Raw genomic sequence first — 19861 nt, 5'->3', positions numbered from 1 at the left:
GGTGCGGGTCACGGAGGCGCAGTTCGCCGCGATCGATGCCCTGATCGCCGAGGCGGAGGAGGCAGCGGCGGCGCTCCCGCCGCTGCCGGGGTCCGCCGACGGCGCCCTGACCGAGGAGGAGCGGCGCGAGGTGCGCGCGGCGATGGACCTCGTCCACGGCGCCGACGGCCCGAACGGACCGGGCGGTCGCCCGGGTGCCGCCGTCTGACGGCCGTTTTCCGGGGGACGGCGGGAACGGGAGTACGGGCGCCAGGAACGGCCCGTTACGCCGCACAGTGGTTCTACCGCGAGTAGAGTCGACGGTATGAGCGGTGATGACGACACGAGCATCAAGGTGTCCAAGGCGGCCAGGGCGCGGCTGGGCCTGCTGGCGAGCGAGCAGGGCACGACCATCCGCGGCCTGGTGGAGGAACTTGCCGCGGAGCGGTTCACCAGCGCGGAGCTCGCGGAGCGCGGCGAAAGGGCGCGTGCGTACCTCCGTGACCACATGGGCGTCGAACTCACCGCGTCCGACGAGGAGAGCGGTCAGCGCCTGCTGAGCGCCATCGAGGCCCGCTCGGGGCGGCATCGTGGGGCCGCTGCGTGATCCCCTTCCTCCTCGACCACACCGCTCTGCTCGCGCTGGGCGCGGGTCATCGGAAGCTGTCCTGGCTCGTGGTGGCGGCGGCCGAGGGGCGGGCGCTCGGTCACGTCCCCTCGCTGTGCCTGCTGGCGGCGGAATCCGACCGCAAGGGCGTCGGCGAGCACGTGGCGAGCCTGCCCGGCCTTGAGGTCGAATCCCTCGATCTGACGGCCGGGCTCGACGCGGGCGCGCTGGTCGGCGGCGGAGCCGACTGGCGGATCGCGCACGCCGTCCATCTGGCCAAACCATCGGCGGAATGGCCCGTGGGCCGGACCGTACTGTCCGTACGCCCGGAGCTGTACGAGGGCACCGGCATCGACCCGATCGACCCCGACGCGATCTGAACCCCGGACGGGGCCGGACGACGGGTCCCGGGCAGGTCGGTGACGACGGTGCCGCGCAGGGCGGTCACCCGTGACACCGCCGGGCGCGGGCAGGCCCGACGCGTGGGGCGCGGAACTGGCCGCGCGGGGGCGTCGGGGCGGTCAGCGGATCGTCGGAGCGGATGAGATCCAGGCGGAGGACGAGGTGGCCGGACTGCTCGGGATCTCCGTGGGAGACGCTGTCGTGGTCCGGAGGCGGGTGATGTACCTGGAGAACCAGCCGTGCGAGCTGACCAACACGTACTACCCGGCGTCCATCGCGCGCGGCACCCGGCTCGCCGGAACGGCGAAGATCCCCGGTGGGGCGGTCACTCTGCTCGCCGAGTTGGGGCACATCGGGGTCCGGGTCCAGGAAGATGTGACTGCCCGAATACCCGACCGGGGAGAGGGTGAGGCCCTCGGTATTGAGGAGGGCCGGCCCGTACTCTGCCTGACCCGGGTCACTTTCGACCGTGAGGACCGCCCCATCCAGGTGGATCGGATGACCATGCCCGCACACCGTCAACGGCTGCGCTACGAGATCAGGATCGGATGACGACCGTGGACCGGACCGAAGAGAACGCCCACGACCGCCGGTCCCTGCACGAGCGGATCGCCGCTGACCTGCGGGACGAGATCATGGCCGGTGGACTCGCGCCGGGAGCCAGCCTGCCGTCCACCGTGCGGCTGAAAGAGAGATTCGGCGCCTCGAACGCCACGGTGCAGAAGGCGCTGCAACTCCTCAAGGACGAAAGGCTGGTTGTCGGCCGGCCGGGGGCGGCCGTGACCGTACGGGAACACCGGCAGCGGACCGTCCGCCCCGCCGCGTCCCTCGCTGTGGCCGGCGCCGAGGACCCGTATCCCTGGCTCGCCGAGATCACCGAACGCGACGGACCCGGCGGGGAAGCCCGCAGCCAACTCCTCGACGTGGGCGAGGCCGTACCGCCCGCGGACGTGGCGGTGGCGCTCCGGCTCCCCGAGGGCGGTACGGCGCTGGTCCGCCGTCAGGTGCTCGTTCTGGGCGAGGAACCGGTGGAACTGGTCCACTCCTATTACCCGCTGGACATAGCCCAGGGCACCGCACTGATGGAACGGCGCCGGATCTGGGGTGGAACGCCCACTCTCCTCACCGAACTCGGCCATCCACCCCGGCTCGCCGTCGACCATGTCTCGGCCCGGGTCCCCACGCAGGAGCAGTACGAGGTTCTCCGCCTGCCCGGGGATCTCCCGGTGCTGCGGACGCTGCGTGTGGTGTACGGCGACGACGAACGGGTCCTCGAAGCCACGGTGATGGTCAAGGCGGGACATCTGTACGAGCTGCGGTACGAGTTCACTTCGGATCCGCATAGGGCTGCCGCGCGAACCTCGGATTCCGCAGGCGTTTGAGCCGGTGCGGCAGCGGCTGGCCGGACGCGGGGCGTTCGAGACGGTGGGGCGTTCCGGCCGGTCCTCTCGTGGCCGCCGGTCCGGCCGTACGGGTGAGGCGGGGCGGCATAATCCGGCCATGAGCCTTACCGCCCGACAGCTCGCCCTGGCCACCCTGGACCGTCAGCTCCTGCTCGAACGCAAGCGCCTCGACGTGGCGGAGGCCGTCCGCCGGGTGTGCGCGATCCAGGCGCAGACGGCCGCGTCGCCGTATCTGGCGCTGTGGAACCGCGTGCGGGACTTCGCGCCGGAGGATCTCGACGCGGCGTTCGCGGAGCGGCGGATCGTGAAGGCGACCCTCATGCGGATCACGCTGCACGCCGTCCACGCCGAGGACCACGCGCCGTACCACGCCGCCATGCTCGGCACCCTGCGGTCGGCGCGGCTCCACGACCGGCGCTTCACCTCGACCGGCCTGACCCATACCGACGCCGACGAGCTGCTCCCGCGGCTGGCCGCGTACCTGGCGCGGCCCCGCACCGGGGCCGAGGTGGAGAAGGAGGTCACGGGGCGGTTCGGCGAGCACGCGCACCGGGTGTGGTGGGCGCTGCGCACGTACGCGCCGATACATCACGCGCCGACCGGCGGCCCCTGGTCGTTCACCCTGCCGAACGCCTACCTCGCCTCCCCCTCGGCCCCCGGGGCCACGCCACCGGACGTAGCGGACGCGGCGGCCGGGACGCGGCGGCTGCTGCTCGGCTATCTGCGGGCGTTCGGGCCCGCGTCGGCCCAGGACTTCGCCCGGTTCACCCTGCTGGGGCGCGCGGTGATCACGGAGGCGCTGGACGCGCTCGGGGACCAGGTGGTGCGGGTGGCGGGTCCGGGCCGTGCCGCCCTGTTCGACGCGGCGGGAGCGACCGTGCCCGCCGAGGACACCCCGGCGCCGCCGAGGCTGCTGCCGATGTGGGACAGCACGCTGCTGGCCCACGCAGTCCCCGGGCGGGTGCTGCCCCCGGAGTACCGGCCACTGGTCGTCCGGCGCAACGGCGACATGCTGCCCTGCCTGCTGGTCGACGGGCAGGTGGCCGGAGTGTGGCGCGCGGTCGCGGGCGGGCTGGAGCTGACCGCCTTCCACCGGCTCGACAGGGCCGCGTGGCGCGGTCTGACCGAGGAGGCGGAGAAGCTCTCCGCGCTGCTCGCCGGCCGCGATCCGGCCGTCTACCGGCGCTACGGGCACTGGTGGGACAAGGGACTTCCGGGCGTCGAGAGCGTGATCGTCAAGAGCTGACCGGGCCGCCCGGCTCCGTCACCGGGCCCTGCGCCGGACCGGTGGCGTCGGGACGAGGCGGACCGCCGTATTGATCAGGTGGTCGATCGTGTCGCGCGACGGCTTGTCGGTGAGGTCGGTGAGCAGCCGGGCCAGGGCCTTGAGCAGGAACGGCGAGCCCAGAACGTAGCGGTTGAGGAGCGGCTGGAAGCCCGACCGGCTGAAGACGAGGTCGGCGGCGGTGTTGCCGAGGCGGTAGTAGCGCCCCCAGCGACGGTTCATCTCCACCGGGTAGTTGAGCAGGATACGTTCCCGCTTCGGCCCCTGGGGAAGGGCCAGGGCGAGTGCGGCGCTCCCGGCCGCGACCTCGCCGGCCTCCAGCGCCTGGGCGATGCCCTCGCCGTTCCAGGGGCTGATCATGCCGCCCGAGTCGCCGACCAGAAGGAGCCCCCGGGTGTACAGGGGGTGCCGGTTGAAGCCCATGGGCAGCGCCGCGCTCCGCACGGGGCCCTCGGCGTTCTCCTCGCGCAGTCCCCACGCGTGCGGGGTGCGGGCCAGCCACCGGTCCAGGGCGGGGCGCAGCTCGACCTTCCCGTACCGGCGGTGCGGCAGCGCGCCGAGCCCGACATTGACCCTGCCGTCGCCCATCGGGAAGATCCAGCCGTATCCGGGCAGATAGCGGTCCGTCCCCGGAAAGCGGAGGTCGGCCCACAGCTCCAGATACTCCTCCTGGGAACGCTCCGGGCTGCGGTAGTAACGACGGGCGGCCGTCGCGATCTGCCGGTTCTTGTCCCGTTGCAGCCCCAGGGCGAGGGCGAGGCGGGCCGAGGCGCCGTCGGCGGCGATGACGATCGGCGCGCGGTAGACCGTCGCCTCCTCCGCCCCCTTCGCTTTCTCCGCCTCCTTCGACCTCTTTGCTCCGGCCGCCACGCCGACGCCGCTGACCCCGGTGACACGGCCGGAGCGATCGAGCACCGGGTGGGTCACCTTCACACCGTTGAGCAGCCGTGCTCCGGCGGCCGCCGCGTGCTGGGCGAGGATGTCGTCGAAGTCGTGCCGGCTGCGCGAGAGACCGAAATCGGGGTAACTCCCGAGGCCGGGCCATTCGATATGGACCTGGAAGCTCCCGGCCACCCAGCGCATACCGCGTGACCGCATCCACCCCGGGGCGTTGATGTCGATCCCCATCCGGATCAGCTGGTGCACCGCCCGGGGGGTCAGACCGTCTCCGCACACCTTCTCCCGGGGGAAGTGGGACTTCTCCAGAAGCAGCACATCGACGCCCGCCTTGGCCAGGTGAAAGGCGGCGGACGACCCGGCCGGCCCCGCGCCCACCACGATCACCTCGGCGTCCGTCTCCCTCGACTCACTCACCAGGAACCCCCTCTTGGGACCATCGCCGCCGCACCGAGGCCACCGCCCCGCACCTCATCATGGGTCAGGACGAGCCGGTGCGGAACACGGCCTGAGGGGCCGGCCGCCGCGTTCTCGCTGTACGTGCCCGCTTTCCCGTGGTCGGAGTGGTCCTGGCCGGAGGCGTCAAGGAAAGGTGTTCGAGAGGCGTACGCGGTCGGACGGCGGTGGTCGGACGGCGGTGGTCGGACGGCGGCGGTCAGACGGTCGTGGTCAGACGGTCGCGGCCACCGGGTCCTCACTGTCCCGGTCGGCCAGTGCCGCCTGCTTCCGCTGCCGGCGCATCGTGTGACCGATGAGCGCCGCGAGCACGGCGAGGAGGACGAGGGACGAGCCGATCGTGCCGAAGCCCAGCCCGCCCTTGACCACGGGCTTGCTGAAGAAGTCACCCACCGTCGCGCCGAGGGGGCGGGTGAGGACGAACGCGATCCAGAACAGCAGGGTGACGGAGATCCGGCTGCGGTATTTGGCGAGAACGGTCAGCGCCAGCAGGCCACTGATCAACAGGGCACCGCCCGCGTATCCGAGTCCGGAACTGTCGGCGAGGAAGTCACCCAGGGAGGTGCCGAGCGTGTTCGAGAAAAGAATCGCCGTCCAGTACAGCACCTCACCGCTGAAACTGCCGATGCGGGTGACATCGAAGGTGAGACCGCTCAGGCGCCAGACCACGAACACCGCGGCCAGCGCGGTGATCAGGACCATCGCACCCGTGGCGTAGCCCAGACCTGCCGTGCGGTTCATGAAGTCCGACATGGTGGTGCCGGCGGTGCTGGTCGAGAGGATGACCGTCCAGTAGAGCACCGGATGGAATGTCTTCGCTTTCAGTTGGATGACCAGGCTGATGAAGAACAGACCGATGAGGATCAGCGAACTCACCAGGTACCCGACGTTCATCGTCTGCGCGAGAAGATCGCCGCCAGTCTCTCCGAGCGTTGTGGCGGCGATCTTCATGATCCAGAAGGCCAGAGTGATCTGCGGGAGCTTCTTCACAGGCGTATTCCTCTCGGGATCCGGGCCGTACCGGTGACGACGCGGCGAGAGTAGAGCCCTGAACCTGAACAGAGCCTGACCGTGTGATCAGGGCAGCCGTGATCAGGGCACCGAGGCCATCCGTGGGCGTGGGGCGGGCCAGGGTCAGGCGAGGGCCAGGTGCTCGATCGTGCCGAGGCCGCGTGGTGCGCGACCCGTGCCGCGTTGGCGGGCTTGTCCTCGGTGACGCCCCCGACGATGACCGGTGCGCCGGCCGCGAGCGCCTGCCGGGTGCCGCCGAGGCCGCCTCGACGAGTCGGGACAGGTCGCCGTTGGCGAGGGTCCCCTGCCGGTGGCCTGTGGCGGAGTTCGTCGGGAATTCGGGATGCTCCCGGCCGAAAACCTACAGCGCGAGGGAGAACGAATTTTCGGGTCAGATCTTCGGGGTGTGGTGGAATGGGAAAGTCCGGTGGGGTTGTCGCGGCCGAGGCCCCCGGACTTTCCCATTCCGCGAGGAATGATTGCCTCGGCTTCGTTCCCGGTTCCCTTCCGTCCCTGGCGAAACTCAGGTTCTCGTAAGGGAAATGCGGGCAAGTCGAAATTACGTCAGGCAATGCGATCGGCGCTTTTAGGACTTTGTCTTCCGGGGGAACTGGGAAACCGTTTCTTCATATCTACGATCGTCAGCTATGACCGACACCCCACGCGACAACTCCGCCACCCGTGCGCGCTGGCAGACGTGTCTCAAGCTCGCCCGCGAACTCCTCCTCGTCGGGCCGGACGGCAAGGACCTCAAACTCGGCTATCTCCACACCCTGATCGACACGGGCCACCTCGGCCCCACCCGCCACCCGCGCAAGAAGATCCTCGTCGTCGGCGCCGGTATCACCGGCCTCGTCGCCGGCCGGCTGCTCAAGGACGCCGGGCACGACGTCACCATCATCGAGGCCAACGCGAGCCGCGTCGGCGGACGCATCAAGACCGTCCGCGCCACCAAACACCACCAGCCCTTCGACGACCCCGCCCAGTACGCCGAGGCCGGGGCCATGCGGCTGCCCGACTTCCACCCGCTCGTCCTCGCCCTCGTCGACAAACTCGGGCTCGGCCGCCGCCAGTTCTACAACGTGGACGTGGACCCCGCCACGGGCAGCGGTCCCGACACCCCCGTCCCCCCGGTCACGTACACCTCCTTCACCGGCCGGACCTGGAGTTACGGCGACGACAGCCCCGACTTCCGCGAACCCGACAAGGTGGGCAACTCCTGGATCCGCGCCAACCGGGTCCAGGTACGGCGCAGCGCGTACGCCACCGCTCCCGAACGGATCAACGAGGGCTTCCACCTCACCGACGACGAGGTCCGCGCGCCCGTCGTGAGGACCGTCGACGGGGCGCTGGAGAGCGTGCGCGACTACTACTCCGACCTGGTCGACGGGGAGCGCGTCAACAAGCCGTTCGACGAATGGGTCGAGGGCTGGGCCCGGGTGATCCAGGACTTCGACGGCTACTCGATGGGCGGCTTCCTGCGCGACTACGCCGGGCTCAGCGACGAGGCGGTCGAGGCCCTCGGAACGCTGGAGAACATGTCGTCACGGCTGCACCTCTCCTTCTTCCACAGCTTCCTGAGCCTCGGCGACATCAACCCCCGCGCGCGCTACTGGGAGATACCCGGCGGCAGTTGGCGCCTGCCCCACGCCCTGTACCAGGGGCTGCGCGACGAGGTACGGCTCGGCCACCGCATGATCCGCCTCGAATACCACGACCCCAGCCGCGACGCCGACCCCGAGGGCACCGGCGCCGTCGGGCCGGACGGATGGGGCGTGGCCGTACAGACCGTCGCCGAGAACGACCCGGGCGCTCCGCCGCGGCTGTGGACCGGGGACCTGGCGATCGTCACCATCCCGTTCTCCGCCCTGCGCTTCGTGGAGATCGTCCCCTCGATGTCGTACAAGAAGCGCCGCGCCGTCATCGAGACCCATTACGACCAGGCCACCAAGGTGCTGCTGGAGTTCAGCCACCGGTGGTGGGAGTTCACCGAGGACGACTGGCGCAATGAACTGGAGAGCCTCGCGCCGGGCGCGTACGAGGACTACCGGACGGCCGCCGGGGCAGACAGCGGCGCGGACAGCGGGCCGGATCCCCACGCGGACACCGGCGAGGACACCGACTCCGCCCGCACGCCCGTCGAGGCGGACACCGGACTGCTCGGCGCCGCCGTCAAGGACAGCAGCGTCACCGAGGAGATGCGGCGGCTCGACAGCACCATGCCGTTGCGCGGCCCCGCCGTCCGCCCCGCCACCCACTGCTTCGGCGGGGGCTCCGCCGCCGACAACCCCAACCGGTTCATGTACTACCCGTCGCACCGGGTCGAGGGCAGCACCGGCGGCGTGGTGCTCGCCGCGTACTGCTGGTCCGACGACGCCACGCGCTGGGACTCCATGCCGAACGCGGAGCGCTACGTCTACGCCCTGCGCAACCTCCAGGCCCTGCACGGCCGGCGCATCGAGGTGTTCTTCACCGGCCGGGGCGCCACCAAGAGCTGGGCCCGCGACCCGTACGCCTACGGTGAGGCCGCCACCTACACCGCGCACCAGATGACCAGCTTCCATCTGGACGTCCCCCGGCCCGAGGGTCCCGTCCATTTCGCCGGGGAGCACACCTCCCTCAAGCACGCCTGGATCGAGGGCGCCCTGGAGAGCGCCGTGCGCGCCGCCACCGACGTCCACCAGGCCCCGCCGGTCACCACCCCGGGCCCGGACGCGGAGGGCGGCTCGTGACCGCGACCACCCCCCGGTGCACGGTCGCCCGCTATCTCGCCCTGCGCCTCGCCGAGTTGGGCATCACCCACCTGTTCGGCGTCCCCGGCAACCACCTCGGCCCTTTCCTGACCGCCCTGCGCGCCGAGGGCGACGTCGAGTGGGTCGGCACCCCCACCGAGGGCGGCGCGGGCCAGGCCGCCGACGCGTACGCCCGTATCCACGGCATCGGCGCGGCCGCGGTCACGTACAGCGTCGGCGCGTTCAACCTGCTCAATGCCTGCGGCGGCGCCTACGTCGAGCGGATCCCGCTCGTCGCGATCAACGCCTCCCCGCCGTACGAGCAGTGGCAGAACTACCGCGCCATCGGCATGCTCACCTCGCACATGAGCCCCCGCGCGGAGAGCAACCTGGACGTCTACCGGCAGGTCACCGTGGACGCGCGGGTCATCTCCCACCCGGGGCTCGCCGCCGGCCAGATCGACGCCGCGCTCACCGCGTGCCTCTCCGAGCGCAGGCCGGTCTACCTGGAAGTCATGGAGGACCTGTGGGACGAGCCCTGTCCCGAGCCCGAACAACCGATCCTCCCCCGTGAACGGCCGTTCGGCGCGCGCGACCAGCCGATGCTGGACCGGGCCGTGGACGCGGTCCTCGCCCTGGTCGCGGCGCATCCCGGTCCGGACGGCAGGCCCCGCCCGATCGTCTGGGCGGGCGAGGAGATCGACCGGTTCCGGCTCGGCGGGCGCCTCACCGACCTGGTGCAGGCCACCGGGGTGCCGTACTGCACCACCGTGGGCGCCAAGGCAGTCGTCGGGGAGGACCTGCCGCAGTTCCACGGCGTCTACAACGGAAAGGCCAGCCATCCGGACGTGCACCGGATCTTCAAGGAGTGGGCCACCTGCCGGATCGGGCTCGGCGCCTGGTCCACGTCGAAGAACCTCGGCGGCGAGCAGTACATCGGCGACGACTGGGTGACGGCCGCGAACGGCGGCGTCAGCGTCGGTACGTCGTACTTCCCCGACGTCCAGCTCGAACCGCTCCTGTCCGCCCTCCAGGACGCGCTGGTGAACCGTTACGGATCCGGGGGACTGGACGCCGACTACTACGCCGAGGCCTACGCCCACCACGGGGCGCCCCGGGACCGGCCCGCCGACCTGGAGCACCACCGCGCCTCGCTCCGCGTCGCGGGCTCGCCGTCCGGGCACGCCGAACGGCTCACCTACGACGGCCTGTTCGACCGGATCAACCACTTCCTGGGCCAGGAGACCCGGCAGAAGTGGACGGTCGTCTCCGACGCCGCCTTCTCCCTCATCGGCTCGATGAACCTGGCCCTGCCCGCGGGCGGTTTCCTGTCGCAGATCAGCTGGCTGTCCATCGGCTGGTCGGTCGGCGCGGCCACCGGCGCGGCGCTCGCCCCCGAGCGCGGGCACGCCCGCCCGATGGTGTTCGTCGGGGACGGCGCCTTCCAGGAGACCTGCCAGGAGATCTCCACGCACACCAGACTCGGGCTGCGGTCGGTGGTGTTCGTCATGGACAACGGGCACTTCTACGGCATCGAGCAGATGCTGGTGCGTCCGTCCTACTACGCGGAGCCGGGCTCCGGAGATCCGGACGGCGCCGACGGCCCGGCCGGCTCGGACAGCCCGAACAGCTTGGACAGCCCGGACTTCTACAACGTCCTCCACCCGTGGCACTACGACCGCCTCGCGGACGTCTTCGCGGGCAAGGAGACCCCGGCGACCGGCGTCAGCATCGCCCACGCCTCCGAACTGGACGACCTGCTGGCCCGCCTCGCCGACCCGGCCGACCCCGTCAACGCGGGACCCCTGCTGGTCCGCGTCCGGCTGCGGCGGCACGACTACCCGCGGGCGATGGCGTACAAGGTGCCGCAGCCCTCGGCGACGACGGGCTGACGGGCCGACGGGCCGGTCGTACGGGTGCGCTCGTACGGGTGCGCTCGTACGGGAGCGCGACGGTGAAGGCGAAAGGGGGGGCGCAGGGGCAGTATCCCAGGAGAGCGGTATCCCGGAATGCCTTGTCAGGGAATTCTTATGTTCGAGAGGGGCAGGAAATGGCTGATCTCAACGTACTGATCGCATTCGACGCGGCCACGATCGTCGAGCGCAATCCCAACGCGTCGAGGAACCCCGACGTGCCGACGCAGGTCGACCACGACCTGATCTACATGACGACGCGTCACGATCACATCATCGGCAACTCGGGGGCCGAGTTGAACCTCCGCGCCGAGCCGGGCGACAGCATCCGGTGGCGGGAGACGACGATCTCGCTCAGCAGCGACTACAAGGCGCTGCTCTACCGGTACGTGAGCAGTGACAGCGGGCACACCCTCATCAGGACGCCGGAGATCGAGGTGATCGACGGCATCTATCCGATGCCGAAGGAAGGGTCCGAGGGCAAGCCGGATTTCGTGACGCAGAACTACGAGGACCACTACTGGCGGACGACCGTCAAAAAGGCCGGCAAGGTCGTGTACCACTTCTACTTCCAGATCCTGGACCGCCACCGGCAGGTGCAGGGCTACTTCCAGTGGGACCCCTTCATCACCATCGAGAACCCCTGACGGTCCCCGGGTGAGGGCGGCCGCCGCCCTCACCACCATGGGGTCCGCCGCGAGCCGCCGCCCGTCCGGGTGGCGGCTCGCAGTGCGTGGGCGCCGGTGGTTCCCTCGGTGCACACGCCCGGCATTAAGGAAACGTAAAGATTGCCGGGATCCGGCAATGCGGGCACATGCGCCCGGGGGCCACAATGGGCTCAACGCAAGCGGGGGACAGATCCGGGTGCCGGGACACGGAAGCGTGTTTCGCACCCGGGTAGGTGCCGCACGGACGGACACCGGGGGGTGTGGACGATGAGTGAGTTCTTCGACGCCGCTCTCGGGTTTCCCGCCGTCCTCTTCGGCGCCGCGCTCCTCGTCGTCATCGGCTTCTGGCTGCTGGTCGTCCTCGGCGCCGCCGAACACGATGCCTTCCCCTCGCCGCTGACCGGGGGAGTCCCGGTCACCGTGCCCGCGTCGGCGCTGATCGCCACGGCCTGGTTCGTAAGCCTCGCCGGGTCGGTGCTGGTACGCCGCTCCGTGGAGCCGGGAGGCGCCCGGGCGCTCTGGTCGGGCGCCGTGCTCGTCGGGGCCGCGCTGATCGCCTGGGGGGTGACGCGGCTGCTCGTACGCCGACTGCGCGACCTCGTACCTGAACAGGCGCCGCCGTCCCGGCTGGACTTCATCGGGCTGACCTGCACGATCCGTACCGGCTCCGTCTCCGCCGACTTCGGTCAGGCCGAGGTCGCGGCGGCCGACGGCTCTACCGCGCTCGTCCAGGTCAGGTGTCCCGACCCGGGCACGGCCGGCCGGGGCGAGGCCGGGGCGCTCGGCGCCGGGTCGACCGGGCTGCTGTACGCGTTCGACGCCGAGGGCGAGTTCTTCTGGGTCGCTCCGTACGACCCGGCGCTCGACCCTCGCTCCGCCGCCTGACGACTCCGCCTGGCCACTCCTCAGCCCGACAGTCCTGCCGCCCGACAGTCCTGCCGCCGCCGGCCGGTGCATCGCTGCCCGCTGCCCCGCTCACGCTCGCTTCTCTTTCTCACGTTCTCAAGGACTCCTCATGGATGCCATCTCCTTGGGCCTCGGCGTGCTCGTCGCCGTCGTCCTGCTCATCGCCATCGCGCTGTTCCTGGTGATCAGCCGGCTGTTCCGCAAGGTGGAGCAGGGCCGCGCGCTGATCATCTCCAAGACCAAGAAGGTCGACGTGACCTTCACCGGCGCCGTCGTCCTGCCGGTGCTGCACAAGGCCGAGTACATGGACATCTCGGTGAAGATCATCGAGATCCGCAGAACCGGCCGCGAGGGCCTGATCTGCCAGGACAACATCCGCGCCGACATCCACATCTCGTTCTTCGTCCGCGTCAACAAGACCGTCGAGGACGTCATCAAGGTCGCCCAGGCGATCGGCACGGAACGGGCCAGCGACAAGGTCGCCATCCAGGAGTTCTTCGCCGCGAAGTTCTCCGAGGCGCTGAAGACGGTCGGCAAGCAGCTCGACTTCGTCGACCTCTACACCAAGCGCGAGGAGTTCCGGGACCGGATCATCCGCGTCATCGGCACCGACCTCAACGGATACCACCTCGACGACGCCGCCATCGACTTCCTTGAGCAGACCCCGATGTCGCAGCTGGACGGCGCCAACATCCTCGACGCCCAGGGCATTCGCAAGATCACCGAGCTGACCGCCGTCGAGCACGTACGCACCAACGAGTTCCAGCGTACGGAGCAGAAGGAGATCACCCGGCAGAACGTCGACGCCCGCGAGACCATCCTGGAGCTGGAACGCCGGCAGGCCGAGGCCGAGATCAAGCAGCACCGCGAGGTGGAGACCCTGCGCGCCCGCGAGGAGGCCGCGACGGCCAAGGTGCAGGAGGAGGAGCGGCTCGGCGCGCAGACCGCGTACCTCCGCACGGAGGAGCAGCTCGGCGTGCAGCGCGAGAACCAGGCGCGCGAGATCGCCGTGGCGCAGAAGAACCGTGAGCGGGTCATCGCCGTCGAGAACGAGCGCATCGAGAAGGACCGCGTCCTGGAAGTCATCGGGCGTGAGCGCGAGACGGAGCTGAGCCGTATCTCCAAGGACAAGGAGGTCGAGGCGGAGCGCCGCGAGGTGGCCGATGTCATCCGCGAGCGGATCGCCGTGGACCGTACGGTCGCCGAGCAGGAGGAGTCGATCAAGAAGCTCCGGATCGTCGAAGAGGCCGAGCGCACCCGCCAGTCCGTGATCATCGCCGCCGAGGCGGAGGCTCAGGAGAAGCTGGTCAAGGACATCAAGGCGGCCGAGGCCGCCGAGGTCGCCGCCCGCCACCACGCGGCCGAGCAGCTCACGCTCGCCGAGGCGCGGCTGAAGGCCGCCGACCTCGACTCGCAGGCCAAGCTGCGGCTCGCGGAGGGCATCCAGGCCGAGACGGCGGCGCCCGGACTCGCGGCGGTGCAGGTACGCGACAAGGAGGCGGACGTCCTTGAGAAGGCGGGCCTCGCGGAGGCCGGCGCGGCCGAGGCACGGCTGCGCGCCGAGGCGGAGGGGGCCAGGCTGAAGGCCCTCGCGACGGCCGAGGGCACACAGGCGCAGGCCGTGGCGGAGGCCGCGATGATCGGCGAGAAGCTGAAGGCGGAGGCGGCGGGGCTCACCGAGAAGGCCGCGGCGATGGCCGCGCTGGACGACGCGTCCCGTACGCACGAGGAGTACCGGCTGCGGCTCGCCGCCGACAAGGAGATCCGGCTCGCGGGTCTGGAGGCGCAGCGGCAGGTCGCGGAGGCGCAGGCCACGATCCTCGCCACCGGTCTGGAGAACTCCGACATCAACATCGTCGGCGGCGACTCCGTCTTCTTCGACCGGCTCGTGTCGTCGATCTCGCTCGGCAAGAGCGTGGACGGCTTCGTCCGGCACTCGGAGACGGTGCGGGCGCTCGGGAAGCCGTGGCTGGACGGGACGGCCAGCTTCCCGGAGGACCTGACGCGGATCCTCGGCTCGGTCTCGACGGCCGACGTACAGAACCTGACGGTGTCGGCGCTGCTGATGAAGCTGATGAACGCCGGCGGCGACGCCGCGGCGACCGGACAGCTCGGTCAGCTGCTGGAGCAGGTCCAGCGGATGGGCCTCGCCGACACCCCGCTCGCCGCGCTGGGCGGAGCACCGGACGGAGCACCGAACGGTGTCCTGAACGGTGCCCGGAACGGCGCGGTCCCGGCCTGAGACTCCGGTCTCGGGGACGCGCGGGTCCGGAGCTGCCGCACGGGGGTCGGCGGTTCCGGGCCCGCGCCACGACGCGCGGCGATGAGCGGCGCGCGTACATCAACAGCGCGCCCATGAGCAGCGCACGTCATGAGCAGGGCACGTCATGTGCAGCGCGCGCGTACGCGGACGGACGCGGCGCGCGTAAGGAAGCAGTCCGAGGCGGTGCGGGGAAATGAACAGTCCGATGGAAACCGGTACGTACGAGGTGCTGCGCGACCGGCTCGGGGCGCAGGCCCGGGAGCTGGCCCGCCGGGCCGGGGAGCTGAACTCCCGCCGCGTCGCGGCCTTCGGCTCCACCGAGCTGGCCCTCACCGGCACCGCGCACCTGCGCACCGAGCGGCCCAGCGTGCCCCGCGACATCGTCGCCGTCGGCGGGGCGCTGCTCCTCGGCCACCATGGGCGGCCGGGCGGCGGCGCCGGGGCGGCGGTCGAGGTCGGGGACGTCCTCGCGCTGTACGACCGTGAGCTGAACCCGCTGCCGCAGGACGCCGTGCCGGGGCTGCTCGACGACCCGCGCTTCGTCAAGGAGTTCGCGGAGCTGTACCGCTACTTCCGTGACGCGCGACTGCGCCGGCTGCGGATCGCCGACGGCAGGCTGCTCGCCGTCTTCCGGACCGGCGAGAGCGCCGACGACGTCAGTGTACTGCGCTGGGCACTCTCCGCCGAAGGCGACGGCACCGCCGTCGAATTCCTGGACGCGCGCGGCGAACGCGACCATGTGCTGCCACCCGCCCACGACTTCACGTGGACGCCCACCACCCGCGAGGACCAGGTCCCGGGACGCCACCCGTACGTCTCCGTCGACGGCGGTCGGCTCCACGTCTCGACCGTCGGCGGTGTCCTCACCGTCAGGAGCGGGGACGACGGCGGGCCGGACGCGGCACCCCTGTACACCGAGCCGGTCACCGAACCCCTCCAGTCCCTGGCCGACGCCGAGATCGAGTACGCGACGGCCGGCGCGCTGACGCTGCTGCGCGTCCGCCCGTACAAGGAGGAGACCCGGCGCCATCTCGTCGTCCACACCGCGACGCGCACGGCGCTGCGGCTCGACGGGGTCGGGCAGGCGTGCCGGCGGCTCCCCGAGGACCAGGGGATCATCTTCCCCGGCGGCCGGGTGCTCGCCACCGGCGCCCACAAGACCTTCGAACTCGACACGGAGGGGCTGGAGTTCGAGCGCGAGCTGCGCTCCCCGAACGGCGAGGACGTGCTGTACGCGTTCCACGACCGCGTCCGGGGCCGGGGGCTGCTCCTCCCGTACAACCTGATCCGCGAGGAGGCCGCCGCGCCGCTCCTCTGCCGTGGCCACGCGCTCTTCGAGGACGGCACCCTCGTCGCCCTCCGCTCCGCCCCGGCGACGGCGGGGGAGACGGAGGAGCCCGCGCGGGTCCATCCGGCCCAGCTGTGGCGCTCGCCGTTCGTCTCCGACACGTACGCCGCCGCGACCCCCGCCGGGGACGGGCCGCTGGCGCGCATCGGCAACGCCGAGCTGGTGCGCGGCATCTCCGACTGCCTCTCGCTGGCCCGCTCCGTCACCGAGACCTCCGCCCCGACCACGGAGGCGTACGGGGCGCTGCTCGCCGCCTGCGTGCGGGTGACCGACACGTACCACTGGCTGGGCGACCCGGACGTGGGCGATCCGCGTGAGCCGCTGGCCGGGGTGCGGGCCACGGCCGGGCAGGTGCTGGCCGAGTTCGAGACCGTGACGGCGCTGACGCGGCAGGCGGCCGAGGCGTTCGCGGAGTCCGCCGCCGGGATCGCGGCGCTGGTACGGCGGGCGCGCGGCGAGGCGCCGCGCACGGCCGCCGGGTGGGTGGAGCGGCTCACCGAACTGCGCCGGGCGCACGGCCACCTGCTCACCCTCAAGGAGCTGCGGTACGCGGACACCGGGGCCGTCGACGCGCTCGCGGCGGAGCTGACGGGCGACCTCACGTCGTTCGGGCAGCGCGCGGTGGGATTCCTGCGGGGCGCGGACGCCTTCGCCGGGTACCACGGCGACATCGCGGCGCTGAGCGCCGAGGGCGACGCCCTCGCCACCGTCGCCGAGGCGGCGCCGGTCACCGCGCGCCTGGACGGACTCGCCGCCGGGCTGCGGACCGTGACGGAGGTGGTGGCGGGGCTCGACATCGGCGACGCCACCGTCCGTACGTCCATCCTGGAGCGGATCGCCGAGGTCCTGGCCGGCGTCAACGCCGCCCGCGCCACTCTCGAAGCGCGCCGCCGGGAGCTGCTGGACCACGAGGGCCGCGCCGAATTCGCCGCCGAGACCGCCCTGTTGGGGCAGGCGGTCGCGGGTGCGATGGCGGTGGCGGACACGCCGGAGGCCTGCGACGAGCAGATGGCGGCGCTGCTGCTGCGGCTGGAGGACCTGGAGGCGCGGTTCGCGGAGTCGGACGACTTCCTCGCCGAACTGGCCGCCAAGCGCACCGAGGTCCACGACGCCTTCGCCGCCCGCAAGCAGAGCCTCCAGGACGCGCGGGCCAGGCGGGCCGAGCGGCTGGCCGGGTCGGCGGCCCGGGTGCTGGAGACCATCGCCCGCCGGGCGGCCACCCTCGGCTCGGCGGACGCGATCAGCACGTACTTCGCCTCCGACCCGATGGCCGAGAAGGTCCGCCGTACGGTGGCGGAGCTGCGCGGGCTCGGCGACGCCGTGCGGGCGGGAGAGCTGGAGGGGCGGCTCAAGGCGGCACGGCAGGAGGCGGCGCGCGCCCTGCGCGACCGGGCCGATCTGTACGCGGACGGCGGCACCCTGATCCGCCTGGGACGGCACCGCTTCGCGGTGAACACCCAGCCGCTGGAGCTGACCCTCGTACCGGACGGCTCCGAGGGCTCCGTGGGCTCCGACGGGTCCGGGGGCTCCGGCGGGTTCGCGGGCTCCGGCGGGTCCGCGGGAGGGCTGGCCTTCGCCCTCACCGGGACCGACTACCGCGCCCCCGTCACGGACCCGGAGTTCGCGGCGACCCGCGCGTACTGGACGCAGACCCTGCCCTCGGAGTCGGCGGACGTCTACCGGGCGGAGTACCTGGCGGCGCGGCTGCTGGCCGAGCACGGCCCGGAGGGGCTGCCGGGGCCCGGGCAACTGGGCGCCTTCGTACGGCGGTCGGCGGAGTCGGCGTACGACGAGGGATACGAGCGGGGCGTCCACGACCACGACGCCACCCTGATCCTCGGCGCACTGCTGCGGCTGCACGCCGGGGCCGGGCTGCTGCGCTTCCCGCCCGGGGTCCGCGCCGCCGCGCAGCTCTTCTGGGAGCACGGCACGACGGAGGAGGCGCGGGAGGCGTGGACGCGGCGCGCGCGGTCGATGGCGCGCGCCCGGGAGACGTTCGGCCTCGCGCCCGCGATCGCGGCGCTCCAGGCCGAACTGGCCGGCGTGATGGCCCCGTACGGCGGCGGCGCGCAGAGTGCCGCCTACCTGTTCGAGGAGCTGACCAGCGGCCCGGAGGGCCTGGCCACCTCCTTCGTCACCGGCGCGGGAGCCCGCACGCTGCTGGACACGTTCCGCCGCGCGGTGGGCACATCGGCGTACGACGACGATCTCGCCGCTCTCGGCGGCGATCTTGACACGCGGCGTCAGATTGTAGAGAACTGGCTGTCGGCGTACGTCCTGTCGAGTGGCACCGCGGCGGCTTCCCCGGCAGGTCAGGACGGTGAACCGGACCACGGCGACCTGGCGGAGGCCGTCGCGGTGGAGCTCTGCCCCGGCCTGGTCCGCCACGACTCGGGGGCGCCGCTCAGCGAGACCGTGGACGGACTGCTCGGCTCCCACCCGAGGATCGAGCGCCGCCGGCTGACCGTCCGGATCGACGAACTCCTCACCCGTACGGCCGACTTCCGCGAGCGCGTGGCCCCCGGCTTCCGGGAGTACCAGCGCCGGCGCGGGGCCCTCGTCGCCGCCGAGCGGGCCCGGCTGCGGCTGGACGACCACCGTCCGCGCGTCATGTCCTCCTTCGTACGCAACCGGCTCATCGACGAGGTCTATCTGCCGCTCATCGGGGACAGCCTCGCCAAGCAGCTCGGCACGGCGGGCGAGACCCGGCGCACCGACTCCCACGGGCTGCTGCTGCTCGTCTCCCCGCCGGGATACGGCAAGACGACGCTGATGGAGTACGTCGCGGACCGCCTCGGCCTGGTCCTGGTGAAGATCAACGGCCCGGCGCTGGGCCACGGCGTCACCTCGCTCGACCCGGAGCAGGCGCCGAACGCGACCGCGCGCCAGGAGGTCGAGAAGATCAACTTCGCGCTGGAGAGCGGCAACAACACCCTCCTCCACCTCGACGACATCCAGCACACCTCGGCCGAACTCCTCCAGCAGTTCATCCCGCTGTGCGACGCCCAGCGCCGGATCGAAGGCGTGCGGAACGGGCAGGCGCGCAGCTATGACCTGCGGGGGAAGCGGTTCGCGGTGTGCATGGCGGGCAATCCGTACACCGAGTCGGGGCGCCGCTTCCGGATCCCCGACATGCTCGCGAACCGCGCGGACGTCTGGAATCTGGGCGAGGTGCTGACGGGCAAGGAGGACGTCTTCGCGCTGAGCTTTGTGGAGAACGCCCTCACCTCCCATCCGGTGCTGGCCCCGCTCGCCGCCCGCGACCGCGCCGATCTCGACCTCCTGGTACGGCTGGCGGCGGGTGACCCGACGGCACGCGCGGACCGGCTGAGCCATCCGTACGCACCGGCCGAGTCGGAGCGGATCCTCGCCGTGCTGCGGCATGTGCTGACGGCGCGCGAGACGGTTCTCGCGGTCAACGAGGCGTACATCGCGTCGGCGGCGCAGGCGGAGGCGTCCCGTACGGAGCCGCCGTTCCTGCTGCAGGGTTCGTACCGGAACATGAACAAGATCGTGGCCCGGCTGGACGCGGTGATGAACGACGCGGAGGCGGCGGCGGTCGTCGCCGACCACTACGCGGGTGAGGCCCGGACCCTCACGGCGGGCGCGGAGGCGAACCTCCTCAAACTCGCCGAGCTGCGCGGGACGTTGGACCCGGAGCAGGCGGCCCGGTGGACGGCGGTCAAGGCGGCGTACGTACGGTCGGCGGCGCTCGGCGGCCCGGCGGACGACCCGGTGACGCGCGCGGTGGCGGCGCTGGGGGTGCTCGCGGACCGGGTGGGCGCGGTGGAGTCGGCGATCACCCGGGAACGATCACACGGGGCGACGCCCTGTTGACGGAGCGTGCGAGAAGGTTGACGCTTGGCATCACGGTGTCATGTCGGATGAGGCGATGAGCGCACGGGGGAGTGCGGGGGCCGCGGGGGCACCGGGCCGGGGGAAGAGGGGGATCGGGGGGGCGGGGCGGGGCGGAGGCGACATCTCCGCCCCG

At 71.7% G+C, this 19861-nt stretch carries 14 protein-coding genes; 12 read left to right on the top strand and 2 right to left on the bottom strand.

Annotated elements, in window-relative coordinates; all coding sequences use genetic code 11:
• The first annotated feature begins 1 nt into the window (after position 1).
• The 6 genes from AB0P17_RS34845 to AB0P17_RS34820 all read left to right on the top strand — a co-directional run bounded on the left by AB0P17_RS34845 (position 2) and on the right by AB0P17_RS34820 (position 3637).
• A complete protein-coding gene (locus AB0P17_RS34845) occupies positions 2–208 on the top strand; it encodes a hypothetical protein (RefSeq protein WP_365817476.1) in 207 nt (68 codons plus the stop codon).
• Between the two features lie 96 nt (positions 209–304).
• Positions 305–586 (top strand): hypothetical protein, encoded by a 282-nt coding sequence (locus AB0P17_RS34840; protein WP_365817474.1) that lies wholly within the window; start codon positions 305–307, stop codon positions 584–586.
• Entirely contained in the window at positions 583–966 is a 384-nt protein-coding gene (locus AB0P17_RS34835; protein ID WP_365817472.1) for a hypothetical protein, read from the top strand. Before AB0P17_RS34840 ends, AB0P17_RS34835 begins: the two co-directional genes overlap by 4 nt.
• A gap of 70 nt (positions 967–1036) precedes the next feature.
• Entirely contained in the window at positions 1037–1540 is a 504-nt protein-coding gene (locus AB0P17_RS34830) for a UTRA domain-containing protein (RefSeq protein ID WP_365817470.1), read from the top strand.
• A complete protein-coding gene (locus AB0P17_RS34825; RefSeq protein WP_365817468.1) occupies positions 1537–2370 on the top strand; it encodes a GntR family transcriptional regulator in 834 nt (277 codons plus the stop codon). Before AB0P17_RS34830 ends, AB0P17_RS34825 begins: the two co-directional genes overlap by 4 nt.
• A gap of 118 nt (positions 2371–2488) precedes the next feature.
• The gene (locus AB0P17_RS34820) at positions 2489–3637 is read left to right on the top strand and encodes a winged helix DNA-binding domain-containing protein (protein ID WP_365817466.1); all 1149 of its coding nucleotides are present in this window, start codon (positions 2489–2491) and stop codon (positions 3635–3637) included.
• Positions 3638–3655: 18 nt separating this feature from the next.
• On the opposite strand, the gene AB0P17_RS34815 is transcribed toward AB0P17_RS34820, so the two are convergent.
• Positions 3656–4990, bottom strand: a complete 1335-nt coding sequence (locus tag AB0P17_RS34815) for a geranylgeranyl reductase family protein (RefSeq protein ID WP_365817464.1) — start codon at positions 4988–4990, stop codon at positions 3656–3658.
• 252 nt (positions 4991–5242) lie between these two features.
• Complete coding sequence (locus tag AB0P17_RS34810; protein ID WP_365817462.1) at positions 5243–6019, bottom strand: hypothetical protein; 777 nt, start codon at positions 6017–6019, stop codon at positions 5243–5245.
• Between the two features lie 668 nt (positions 6020–6687).
• Between AB0P17_RS34810 and AB0P17_RS34805 the strand changes: the two genes are divergently transcribed.
• The 6 genes from AB0P17_RS34805 to AB0P17_RS34780 all read left to right on the top strand — a co-directional run bounded on the left by AB0P17_RS34805 (position 6688) and on the right by AB0P17_RS34780 (position 19707).
• A complete protein-coding gene (locus AB0P17_RS34805; protein WP_365817460.1) occupies positions 6688–8772 on the top strand; it encodes an FAD-dependent oxidoreductase in 2085 nt (694 codons plus the stop codon).
• Complete coding sequence (locus AB0P17_RS34800) at positions 8769–10664, top strand: thiamine pyrophosphate-binding protein (protein WP_365817458.1); 1896 nt, start codon at positions 8769–8771, stop codon at positions 10662–10664. Before AB0P17_RS34805 ends, AB0P17_RS34800 begins: the two co-directional genes overlap by 4 nt.
• 158 nt (positions 10665–10822) lie before the next feature.
• The gene (locus AB0P17_RS34795) at positions 10823–11332 is read left to right on the top strand and encodes an inclusion body family protein (RefSeq protein WP_365817456.1); all 510 of its coding nucleotides are present in this window, start codon (positions 10823–10825) and stop codon (positions 11330–11332) included.
• Positions 11333–11620: 288 nt separating this feature from the next.
• Complete coding sequence (locus AB0P17_RS34790; protein WP_365817454.1) at positions 11621–12238, top strand: hypothetical protein; 618 nt, start codon at positions 11621–11623, stop codon at positions 12236–12238.
• Positions 12239–12368: 130 nt separating this feature from the next.
• Positions 12369–14501 carry a flotillin family protein gene (locus AB0P17_RS34785; RefSeq protein ID WP_365817452.1) on the top strand — a complete coding sequence of 711 codons (2133 nt, stop codon included), beginning with the start codon at positions 12369–12371 and terminating at the stop codon, positions 14499–14501.
• A gap of 226 nt (positions 14502–14727) precedes the next feature.
• Positions 14728–19707: a DNA repair ATPase gene (locus tag AB0P17_RS34780; RefSeq protein WP_365817450.1), complete on the top strand. Its 4980-nt coding sequence runs from the start codon at positions 14728–14730 to the stop codon at positions 19705–19707.
• The last annotated feature ends 154 nt before the right edge of the window (positions 19708–19861 follow it).

The sequence above is a fragment of the Streptomyces sp. NPDC088124 genome, from assembly GCF_040685895.1.
Classification (GTDB): domain Bacteria; phylum Actinomycetota; class Actinomycetes; order Streptomycetales; family Streptomycetaceae; genus Streptomyces.
This window is presented reverse-complemented; position numbering and strand designations above follow the sequence as displayed.

Excerpts from the sequence above, each read along its gene's own strand:
- AB0P17_RS34780 (WP_365817450.1), top strand. The coding sequence starts at position 14,728 with ATGGAAACCGGTACGTACGAGGTGCTGCGCGACCGGCTCGGGGCGCAG.
- AB0P17_RS34840 (WP_365817474.1), top strand. The coding sequence starts at position 305 with ATGAGCGGTGATGACGACACGAGCATCAAGGTGTCCAAGGCGGCCAGG.
- AB0P17_RS34795 (WP_365817456.1), top strand. The coding sequence starts at position 10,823 with ATGGCTGATCTCAACGTACTGATCGCATTCGACGCGGCCACGATCGTC.
- AB0P17_RS34805 (WP_365817460.1), top strand. The coding sequence starts at position 6,688 with ATGACCGACACCCCACGCGACAACTCCGCCACCCGTGCGCGCTGGCAG.
- AB0P17_RS34820 (WP_365817466.1), top strand. The coding sequence starts at position 2,489 with ATGAGCCTTACCGCCCGACAGCTCGCCCTGGCCACCCTGGACCGTCAG.
- AB0P17_RS34790 (WP_365817454.1), top strand. The coding sequence starts at position 11,621 with ATGAGTGAGTTCTTCGACGCCGCTCTCGGGTTTCCCGCCGTCCTCTTC.
- AB0P17_RS34785 (WP_365817452.1), top strand. The coding sequence starts at position 12,369 with ATGGATGCCATCTCCTTGGGCCTCGGCGTGCTCGTCGCCGTCGTCCTG.
- AB0P17_RS34825 (WP_365817468.1), top strand. The coding sequence starts at position 1,537 with ATGACGACCGTGGACCGGACCGAAGAGAACGCCCACGACCGCCGGTCC.